Annotated in this window: 9 protein-coding genes and 1 tRNA gene; 7 read left to right on the top strand and 3 right to left on the bottom strand. The window is 53.1% G+C overall.

Features of this window, described 5'->3' with window-relative positions; all coding sequences use genetic code 11:
- Positions 1–399 precede the first annotated feature (399 nt).
- Positions 400–489 (bottom strand) — tRNA-Ser (locus tag QE270_RS01660).
- Positions 490–631: 142 nt separating this feature from the next.
- Here QE270_RS01660 and QE270_RS01655 point away from each other — a divergent pair.
- The 7 genes from QE270_RS01655 (at position 632) to mazG (ending at position 7,328) form a co-directional block, all read left to right on the top strand.
- Positions 632–1,747: a lytic transglycosylase domain-containing protein gene (locus QE270_RS01655; RefSeq protein ID WP_300034197.1), complete on the top strand. Its 1,116-nt coding sequence runs from the start codon at positions 632–634 to the stop codon at positions 1,745–1,747.
- A gap of 163 nt (positions 1,748–1,910) precedes the next feature.
- Positions 1,911–2,546 (top strand): dTMP kinase, encoded by a 636-nt coding sequence (gene tmk, locus QE270_RS01650; RefSeq protein ID WP_300034195.1) that lies wholly within the window; start codon positions 1,911–1,913, stop codon positions 2,544–2,546.
- Positions 2,543–3,508, top strand: a complete 966-nt coding sequence (locus QE270_RS01645) for a DNA polymerase III subunit delta' (RefSeq protein WP_300034193.1) — start codon at positions 2,543–2,545, stop codon at positions 3,506–3,508. Before tmk ends, QE270_RS01645 begins: the two co-directional genes overlap by 4 nt.
- Before the next feature lie 18 nt (positions 3,509–3,526).
- Positions 3,527–5,095, top strand: coding sequence for a methionine--tRNA ligase (gene metG / locus QE270_RS01640; RefSeq protein ID WP_300034191.1), 1,569 nt, complete (start codon positions 3,527–3,529; stop codon positions 5,093–5,095).
- Positions 5,095–5,871, top strand: coding sequence for a TatD family hydrolase (locus QE270_RS01635; protein WP_300034189.1), 777 nt, complete (start codon positions 5,095–5,097; stop codon positions 5,869–5,871). The genes metG and QE270_RS01635 overlap by 1 nt, the downstream gene beginning before the upstream one ends.
- On the top strand, positions 5,868–6,470 hold the full coding sequence (locus QE270_RS01630; RefSeq protein WP_300034187.1) for a TIGR02281 family clan AA aspartic protease: 603 nt from the start codon (positions 5,868–5,870) through the stop codon (positions 6,468–6,470). Before QE270_RS01635 ends, QE270_RS01630 begins: the two co-directional genes overlap by 4 nt.
- 93 nt (positions 6,471–6,563) lie before the next feature.
- On the top strand, positions 6,564–7,328 hold the full coding sequence (gene mazG, locus QE270_RS01625) for a nucleoside triphosphate pyrophosphohydrolase (RefSeq protein WP_300034185.1): 765 nt from the start codon (positions 6,564–6,566) through the stop codon (positions 7,326–7,328).
- A gap of 8 nt (positions 7,329–7,336) precedes the next feature.
- Here the strand turns inward: mazG and hflX are convergent, their stop codons facing one another.
- Both hflX and hfq read right to left on the bottom strand, forming a co-directional pair.
- Positions 7,337–8,662: a GTPase HflX gene (gene hflX, locus QE270_RS01620; RefSeq protein WP_300034183.1), complete on the bottom strand. Its 1,326-nt coding sequence runs from the start codon at positions 8,660–8,662 to the stop codon at positions 7,337–7,339.
- Positions 8,659–9,156: an RNA chaperone Hfq gene (hfq, locus tag QE270_RS01615; RefSeq protein WP_300034199.1), complete on the bottom strand. Its 498-nt coding sequence runs from the start codon at positions 9,154–9,156 to the stop codon at positions 8,659–8,661. The genes hflX and hfq overlap by 4 nt, the downstream gene beginning before the upstream one ends.
- Between the last annotated feature and the right edge of the window lie 122 nt (positions 9,157–9,278).

Here is a 9,278-nt window from a genome sequence, read left to right as displayed (position 1 = left end):
GCGCATAAACAATGCTGCCATTCGCTAAAATAAGCGAAAGTCCAAGAACGACTGATTTTATGGTGTGTTTCATACCGCATCTCCTGCCTAAATGGAAATGTACCACGTTTCTTTGGAGGAGCAATTGTGTTTGCTTAAGATCGATCAAGCAGGGTCTCCCAAATCAAAAAAATTTCGTGCAAAGGCAGCCCGTGACAATCACGCAGCGCTCGGCCCTACCCCCCCCGGGGGGTAAATCACACCATCGCAGCAAATATTTTAATTACAAATACAGCAACGCGGACCTAAAATACCCACCAACGTTAGTCAGCTAGTCACCTTGAAGTGACACCTTTATCGGGGAACGTTTATGGTAACTGCGGCATTTTTGGGAAGTTTTTCCCTGAATACCGATACATCTGGCGGACAGGGTGGGATTCGAACCCACGGTGAGCTTCCACCCACGACGGTTTTCAAGACCGTTGCCTTAAACCACTCGGCCACCTGTCCGCTTACGAAGCGTCCCCTAGCCAGTGCGGTTTGCGATGGCAAGCTTAGATGACGCGCTGTTGCCCCACAGCACACGATGAAATGGGCGCTCGACGGGATCAAAGCAATTCACAGGCCTTGTTCGTTGTGCCAATATGCAGCCATGCAGAAGACAGGTCACCGCATGCGCGCACATAGAAATATACTGACAGCTTTGGCGATGAGCGCCAGCGTATTGATGCTTAGCCCAAATGTGTTGGCGCAAGATGCGGCGATACCGCCCACGCCGTCGCCCGTGTCCGCACCCATTGCCCGCACAAACGTCCATGAAGCTGGTTTTCGGGCGTATCTGTTGCAGGTGCGGCAGCGGGCGTTGGGCGAAGGCGTTTCCACTGCAACGCTTGACCACGTGCTGCCATCGCTGAGCTTTAACCGAACCGTGGTCCGCCTGGACAAGCAGCAACCAGAAAGCGCATCCAACGCGCCGGTGCCGAACTTTGCACCCTATAAAGCAACCCATGTGGATGCGTCGCGCATTGGAAGAGGCCGCTTTAAATATGCAGAGCTTCGGCCGTTGCTGGAGCGGATTGAGAAAGAAACCGGCGTGCCGGAAGAAATCATGATTGCCATTTATGGCCATGAGACCAGTTATGGCGCGGTGACGGGCAACTTTAACGCGCCCGAGGCTTTAGCGTCACTTGCCTATGAGGGGCGCAGACGGCCGTTGTTCGAGGCGGAGTTGGTTGCGGTCCTTAAGATGATTGACCGAGGTGTGCCACAATATGCGATTACGGGAAGCTGGGCAGGGGCACTGGGCAAGCCCCAGTTTCTGCCTTCGGTGTATTTGCGGCTCGCCCGCGATGGCGATGGTGACGGCTATGCCGACATCTGGCGCAGCGAAGTCGACGCCATGATGTCTATCGCCAATTATTTCGTCAATGCTGGCTGGCGGCGCGGCGAGGAATGGGGCTTTGCCGTCAATGTTCCAGTGATCTTAAACCGTGACAAATTGGGGTCACGCATGTCACCGCCGCGATGCCCCCGCGTTTTTGGCCGACACAGCCAGTGGCGCACCATTGCTGAATGGCGTCAGCTGGGGATATCGCCCCAGAGCGGGTCGTGGCCAAAGGACAGCATGATGGCCACGTTACTTGAACCCGATGGCGCCGGCAAAACTGGCTATCTTCTGGGCGGAAATTACCGCGTTATATTGGACTATAACTGTTCGAATTTTTACGCGCTTTCGGTAGGGTTGTTGGCTGACCAGCTGCGCAATTAGTGTTCCGACCAATGCCAGCAGACCGCTATACGCGGCGGTTAAAATCGCCTATCATATTGCAAAGGCAAGCGGTTCTGCCATTTGCACCATTTGATCACGGAACAGAAGAATTTATGCGCCATTTAGCGGACACATTGAGCGGCCAGCAACACAGGGTAAGCCTGTGACCGCCCGTGGCCGATTTATATCAATCGAGGGCGGTGAAGGGGTTGGCAAATCGACCCAAATCGCCGCGCTAGCCGCATTCATTGAACAAAAGGGCTTTGAGGTTGTATTGACCCGCGAGCCGGGCGGCACGGAGGGCTCGGAGACTATCCGACAATTGTTGCTTGGCGGCAGTGCAGAACGGTGGTTGCCACGCGCAGAGGCATTATTATTCGCTGCGGCCCGAAGTGACCATGTTGAACGGTTGATCGAACCCGCACTGGCCAGCGGAAAATGGGTTATATCGGACCGCTTTATCGACAGCAGCCGCGCCTATCAGGGTGCCGGCTCTGGCCTGTCGGATGCTGATATTATGGCGCTGCACCACATCGGCAGCCGGGGTATGTTACCCGACCGGACTTTAGTGTTGCGGCTTGATTCCAAAGAAGCCGCCAACCGCGCCGCTACGCGCGACCAGAACCAACCTGACCGCATTCAGGGCCGCGTCGAAACCTTCCACGCCGACGTTGACATAGCGTTTTTGAGCTTTGCCGTGAGTGAGCAACGCGTTCGGCTTGTCGATGCATCGGGCGCGCCGGACCAAGTTACTATGCGTTTGCTGGCCGAAATCAGCGATCTGCTGGAACCTGCATGAACCACTATGTAGGGCATGATAAGGCGTGGCGGCAATTTGCAACCGCTTACTTAAGTGGCAAGACCCACCATGGCTGGATTTTGGCTGGACCAAGAGGGCTTGGAAAATCCGCGTTTGCACTGCGGGCAGCGGCGCTATTGGTTGATCCGAAAAATGCTTATAGCAACATGATCGCACGGGGATCACATCCTGATATTTTGTCGGTGAAACGCCTTCCGAAAGAGGCCTTGAAAGATGATGAGGACATCGGTGATGCAACCGAGTTCAAACGTAGCATAACCTTAGATCAAATCCGCAGTCTGCAGCAATCGCTCACCACGCGGCCCGGACTTAGTGACCGGCGCGCAATCATCATAGACGCGGCCGATGACCTGGAACGCGGCGGGGCCAATGCGTTGCTGAAGTCGCTTGAGGAGCCGCCTGTTGGCACCTTCTTTTTCCTGATCAGCCATGCGAGCGATAGGCTTTTGCCAACTATCCGCTCACGGTGCCAGATTTTGCGGTTTGAAGCCCTTTCTGACAGCGACATGGCCCATGCTTTGCAACAGGCCGCTCCAGAGGTCAGCGCGACAGAGATTAATGCGCTTATCCGTTTGGGCAATGGGACGCCGGGCCAATCGCTGGATTTTCTCGGGCTTGACCTCAAAGAAATTGAAGACGCCATGACGTCAATTCTGCACACTGGTGACCGAGACAACGGGATTCGAAGTGGCTTGTCAGACAAGCTAGCGCTGAAGGCAGCACAGCCGCGGTATGAGGCGTTCTTGCGCCGAGCGCCTGCTTTAATCGCAGAATACACCCGCACACTTGATGCCACACAGGTGAGCAACGGCGTTGCCGCATGGGAAGCCGCGAGCAGCCTTGCTGCGCGCGCGATAGCGCTAAGTCTCGATAAGCAAAGCGTCGTGTTCCAAATGGGAAGCTTGCTGGCATCGATACAAGCGCATAAAGCGCGAAATTAGCCTTCAGTAAGAGTAATTATGTCCCAACCTTTCTACATCACCACTGCCATCGCTTATCCCAATGGAAAGCCGCATATCGGCCACGCTTATGAGGCTATTGCAACTGACGCGATTGCGCGGTTTCAGCGTTTGAATGGCCGTGAAGTCTGCTTCGTTACGGGTACCGACGAACATGGCTTAAAAATGGATCAGACCGCACGCGCCGCGGGGAAGGCTACGCGCGATCTTGCAGATGAAATGTCATTATATTTCAAACAAATGTGCAAAACTCTTGATATTTCATACGATCATTTTTGCCGTACAACGGCCGAAAATCATCACACAGCAAGTCAAGCCATCTGGAAACGCCTGGAGGCGAGTGGCGATCTGTATTTAGACAGGTATGAAGGCTGGTATTCTGTCCGCGACGAGGCTTATTATGACGAAAGCGAGCTGACCGACGGGGAAGAGGGGCAGAAGCTCTCACCCCAAGGAACGCCGGTCGAATGGACCGTTGAGGAAAGCTGGTTTTTTCGGCTGTCCAAATATGAGCAGCCATTGCTGGAATATTACGCTGCGAACCCCGATTTTATCCGCCCGGACAGCCGCAAAAATGAAACCGTCAAATTTGTTGAAGGCGGATTGAAGGACTTGTCGGTATCGCGCACCAGCTTTGATTGGGGCGTCAAGGTTCCGGGCAGCGAAAACCATGTCATGTATGTGTGGCTCGATGCGCTGACGACCTATATTTCGGCGATTGGTTTTCCCAACGAGACCGAAGAATGGCGCAAATTCTGGCCCGCCAGCGTCCATATCATCGGCAAAGACATTGTGCGTTTCCACACCGTCTATTGGCCAGCGTTTCTGATGTCTGCGGGTTTACCCTTACCAAAAATGGTTTTCGGTCATGGTTTCTTGCTCTCTCGCGGTGAAAAAATGTCCAAGTCATTGGGCAATGTCGTCGACCCGATTGAGCTTGCCCAACTTTTTGGTGTCGACGCGTTGCGGTACTTCTTGTTGCGCGAAGTCAGCTTTGGCCAAGACGGCAGCTATAGCCCCGAAGCCATTGTCACCCGCGTAAATGCAGACCTTGCCAACAGCTTTGGCAATCTTGCGCAACGGACATTGTCGCTCATCTTCAAAAACTGCGAGGGTCGTCTTCCGGCTAATGGCGGGCATCATGACGACGATAACGCCTTGCTAGAATTGATCGGGAACGCGGTTTCAAAACAAATTCCAGCGCATTTCGAAGACTTGGCGATGTCACAGGCTTTAGAGGCTTGGATGCAGGCGGTGTTTGCCTGTAACGCTTATGTCGACGTACAAGCGCCCTGGGCTCTGAAAAAGACCGATCCCGAACGGATGGAAACCGTATTGGCAACGTTGTTCATGTGTATCGCGCAGCTTGCCATTGCCGCGCTGCCGATTATTCCAGGGTCCGCAACCAAGTTGCTTGATCAAATGGGCGTGCCCAATGAAGCTCGCAATTTTGCGGACGCTGGAACGCATTGGTATGCACAACTGGCCGAAAGCGGCTTCCAGATTGCCCAGCCTATAGGCCTTTTCCCGCGGCTAGAATTGCCGGCGGAGGAGGGGGTAGCTGCCTGATGTTCGTCGATTCCCACTGCCACCTCAATTATAAGGGCTTGGTTGAACAGCAAGTCGATGTTCTTGCGCGGGCCCGGGAAAGTGGTGTGTCTGCTATGCTCAACATTTCCACGCGGGAGTGTGAGTGGGATGACGTCATCGGATTAGCCGAGCAGGAGAGTGATGTGTGGGCTTCCGTTGGTATTCATCCACATGAGGCCGACCAACATGTTGGTATGGATTGTGCAAAGCTGGTTGAAAAGTCAGCGCATCCGCGTGTTGTTGCCGTAGGCGAAACGGGTCTGGATTATTATTATGACAAAAGCGACCGCGCCCAGCAGTGCACTGGCTTTCGCGAACATATCAAGGCTTCGCGCGAAACGGGCCTGCCTATCATTATTCACACACGCGATGCAGAGGCTGATACAGCCGCGATATTGACCAAAGAGATGCGGGAAGGGGCTTTCACCGGGGTCATTCATTGTTTCACCGCCAGTGCCGCATTTGCCCGAATAGCCTTGGATCTTGGCCTGTACATATCGCTATCAGGAATTGTGACGTTCAAAAACGCACAGGACCTTCAAGACGTCGCCAAATGGCTTCCAGAAGACCGTTTGCTGGTTGAAACCGACGCGCCATTTTTGGCGCCAATTCCACATCGCGGAAGGACAGGCGAACCAGCCTTTGTGGCTGACACCGCGCGCTTTGTCGCCCAGTTACGTGGCGTGGCGCCCGAAATCCTTGCGCAGCAAACTTCAGACAATTTCTACAATCTGTTTTCTAAGGCGATACGATGAACTTCATCGAGGACAGCCCATCGTTGATTTGGGGCGTCGTGTGCATATTGCTGTTAATCAGCTCACTCGCGGCCCGGCGTCTACCGCTGCGTTATGTCGCCAAGGCGGGGCTGTCTTGGATAGCGATTTTTGCGGCTTTGTTTGCTGTTTTCAGCTTTCGGTATGAATTCATCCGTATCTGGGAACGCGTCAAAGCCGATATTTCGGGCACAGCAGGACAAAGCATCACCAGTGAAGCCATTGCATTGCGGCGACAAGACGATGGCCATTATTGGCTCCAGGTCAAGGTGAATGGCACGCCAGTGCGCTTCATGATCGATAGCGGCGCCACATTGACCGCCATGAACGCGAACACTGCCAAAGACGCACAGGTTGAGGTTGAAACAGCCGGCTATCCAGTCATGTTAGGCACAGCTAACGGCCTTGTCGCGGCCAAGCGTGGCACGATAAGATCGCTAAAAATAGGACCGCATGTGATAGCAAATCATCGGGTGGTGGTATCTGAAAATTTTGGTGGTACAAATGTACTTGGTATGAATTTCCTCGAATTTATGAACAGTTGGAAGGTTGAAGGCAATGTGATGGTCCTGCAACCGTGATGCTCAGGACTGCATTCGGCTTTAACTCAAACTTAATAATATATATTAATTAACATAATATATATTATCGAACTTAATGATGCAGGCTCACAGATGCGCAACGATATAACCCCTCTCACTGACATCATGGCGCAACTGCGTGATCCTAAAAACGGCTGTCCTTGGGATCTTGAGCAGGATTTTTCTACCATTGCGCCTTATACCATTGAGGAAGCCTATGAAGTCGCCGACGCGATCGAACGCAATGACCTTGATGGATTAAAGGACGAATTGGGAGACCTGCTGCTTCAAGTCGTGTTCCATAGCCAGATGGCGTCAGAACTTGGAGCATTTGGTTTGCAAGACGTCGTCAGCGGTATCTGCGATAAAATGATCCGGCGGCACCCGCATGTCTTTGGCGACAAAGTTAACGGGAACGAGGCTGTCCCGGAAGCATGGGAGAGTATAAAAGCCGCTGAACGTAGTGGTTATGAAGACACCAGCGCCCTAGCGGGTGTCGCCCTCGCCCTTCCCGCATTGTTGCGCGCACAAAAAATACAGAAGCGCGCTGCGCGTACTGGCTTTGATTGGCCGGATCAGTCCGGCGCGCGAGATAAAATCATTGAAGAATTACAAGAAGTTGATAGCGCCACTTCGGTAGAGCATATCACTGAAGAAATCGGAGACCTGCTTTTTGCGGTGGTCAATTTTGCGCGCTTTCACAAAGTTGACGCCGAGCACGCTCTAAAATCGGCTACTGCCAAATTTGATCGGCGTTTTCGCGACATGGAAGCGTCTGCGCGTGAGACGTTTTCCGGGCTCTCGCTGGACGCCAAAGAGGAACTCTGGCGGCAAGCAAAAGCGAAGGAGCCTAAATAGCGCCTTTTCTAAACTTTTACTTGCGTGAACTGCTTATCAAACTGTCCCCACAGCTGCCTACTTAACGACACGTCCACGGATACAGATTCACCATCAACTATCTGGTGCGTCACGGTCCCTCGCCCATGTAACCAAGCTATTGCGGCACCATCGTCAGCCCGAAGTTTCACAATCCGAACGTCATTGCCCTTGGCAATTAGCGCCGACAAATGCGCTTTGAACGCGTCGACACCCTCTCCTGTCTCGGCAGAAATCATAAGCACGGTATCATCGCGCCGGGATATGCCAGACAATTCGTCAAGACGATCGCCTTCCAAAAGGTCCATCTTATTCCATAGCTCAACCATGCGCGGCTGATTCCCAGCATCAGCATCATCAATCACACCAAGATCGCGAAGGATCTGCAGCACATCGTCACGCTGTGCATCCGTTTCGGGATGCGAAATATCGCGAACATGGACCACGATGTCTGCCGAGATCACTTCTTCCAGTGTCGCACGGAAGGCCGCGATCAATTGCGTTGGAAGATCCGAGACAAAGCCAACAGTGTCAGATAGGATCGCCTTTTCGACGCCTGGCAGTGCAATTTGCCGCATGGTCGGGTCCAATGTCGCAAACAACATGTCTTCTGCCAACACGGTTGCGCGCGTCAGTTTATTAAAAAATGTCGATTTACCCGCGTTGGTATATCCGACCAACGCAATGACTGGCCAAGGCGCGCGTTTGCGCCGAGCGCGATGCAGCGAACGTGTTCTCTTGACCTCTTCCAACTCACGCCGCAACCGCGCCATGCGGTCGCGGATCATGCGACGGTCAGCTTCAATCTGCGTTTCACCAGGACCGCCAAGAAAGCCAAAGCCCCCACGCTGACGTTCCAAATGGGTCCAACTGCGCACCAAACGCCCAGCCTGATAATCAAGATGTGCCAACTCCACCTGCAACCGTCCTTCGGCAGTGGCAGCGCGCTCGCCGAAAATCTCAAGAATTAGCCCAGTCCGGTCAATCGTCTTTAGGCCCGTCCGTTCTTCAAGGTTTCGTTGCTGAATTGCGGTTAAAGATGCGTCTACAATCAGAAGGTCTGCTTCCAATTCGCGACCCATTTCTGCGATTTCTTCAACCTGCCCGCCGCCGAGCAAGGTTACCGCGCGCGGCGAACGAACGCGATAATGTTTCTTGCGCACGACATTCAAACCAATCGCAAGTGCAAGACCCTCAGCCTCGGCAAGACGCGACTCAGGCCCTACAGGGGCTTTTCCAGGCAGCTCTGGGTAAACGACCAAAGCACGCGCGCCACGCGCGAACTCGTCCGTTTCGCTGCGTTCAAACCCGCTCAAATATCGCTCTCGTCGACGCCTTGATTATATTCTGCAAGGTTAACCGGATGGGCTGGCTGGATAGTAGATATAGCATGCTTGTATACAAGCTGCGTCGTCCCATCCCGTTCCAGCATGACCGAAAAAAGATCATAGGCAGCAATCGCGCCTTGGAGCATAACGCCATTCACCAGAAACGTGGTGACTGACTCGCTCTTGTCGCACATGGCGTGGAGAAAGACGCCCTGCAACGCGCCAGGCCGGTGGCTTGTGCGCGACATCATTTCATCAAACAACGCCCTGTCAGGGGACGTAGATGGCATAATTGTGGAAATGGAATGCTTATAAACGAGCTGCGACATACCATCGCGGCGCAAAAGCACCGAAAAATTATCAAACCACGTTACAACGCCTTGAAGTTTGACCCCTTTGACCAAAAACATGGTCACGGGTGTTTTCGATTTTCTGAGGGAGTTCAGAAAGAGGTCTTGAAGTCCGTTATTTTTTACAGTCATTATGAGTGTCCGATTATATTTATTGTTAAGCCTTTTCAGACTGAAGGTCCGCCAAACAGCCGGATGAAAAAGCGGCCTTAGCGATACACGAATGACATCGATTCCGCAATTGTACTCAAACG

The sequence above is a fragment of the Sphingorhabdus sp. genome (assembly GCF_029865925.1).
In the GTDB taxonomy this organism is placed as follows: domain Bacteria; phylum Pseudomonadota; class Alphaproteobacteria; order Sphingomonadales; family Sphingomonadaceae; genus Sphingorhabdus_B.
The sequence above is the reverse complement of the archived record's forward strand: the minus strand, read 5'-3'. Positions and strand labels throughout refer to the sequence as shown.

Coding starts and splice junctions, on each gene's coding strand:
- QE270_RS01630 (WP_300034187.1), top strand. CDS start 5,868: ATGAACTTCATCGAGGACAGCCCATCGTTGATTTGGGGCGTCGTGTGC.
- metG (WP_300034191.1), top strand. CDS start 3,527: ATGTCCCAACCTTTCTACATCACCACTGCCATCGCTTATCCCAATGGA.
- hfq (WP_300034199.1), bottom strand. CDS start 9,156: ATGACTGTAAAAAATAACGGACTTCAAGACCTCTTTCTGAACTCCCTC.
- QE270_RS01655 (WP_300034197.1), top strand. CDS start 632: ATGCAGAAGACAGGTCACCGCATGCGCGCACATAGAAATATACTGACA.
- QE270_RS01635 (WP_300034189.1), top strand. CDS start 5,095: ATGTTCGTCGATTCCCACTGCCACCTCAATTATAAGGGCTTGGTTGAA.
- QE270_RS01645 (WP_300034193.1), top strand. CDS start 2,543: ATGAACCACTATGTAGGGCATGATAAGGCGTGGCGGCAATTTGCAACC.
- mazG (WP_300034185.1), top strand. CDS start 6,564: ATGCGCAACGATATAACCCCTCTCACTGACATCATGGCGCAACTGCGT.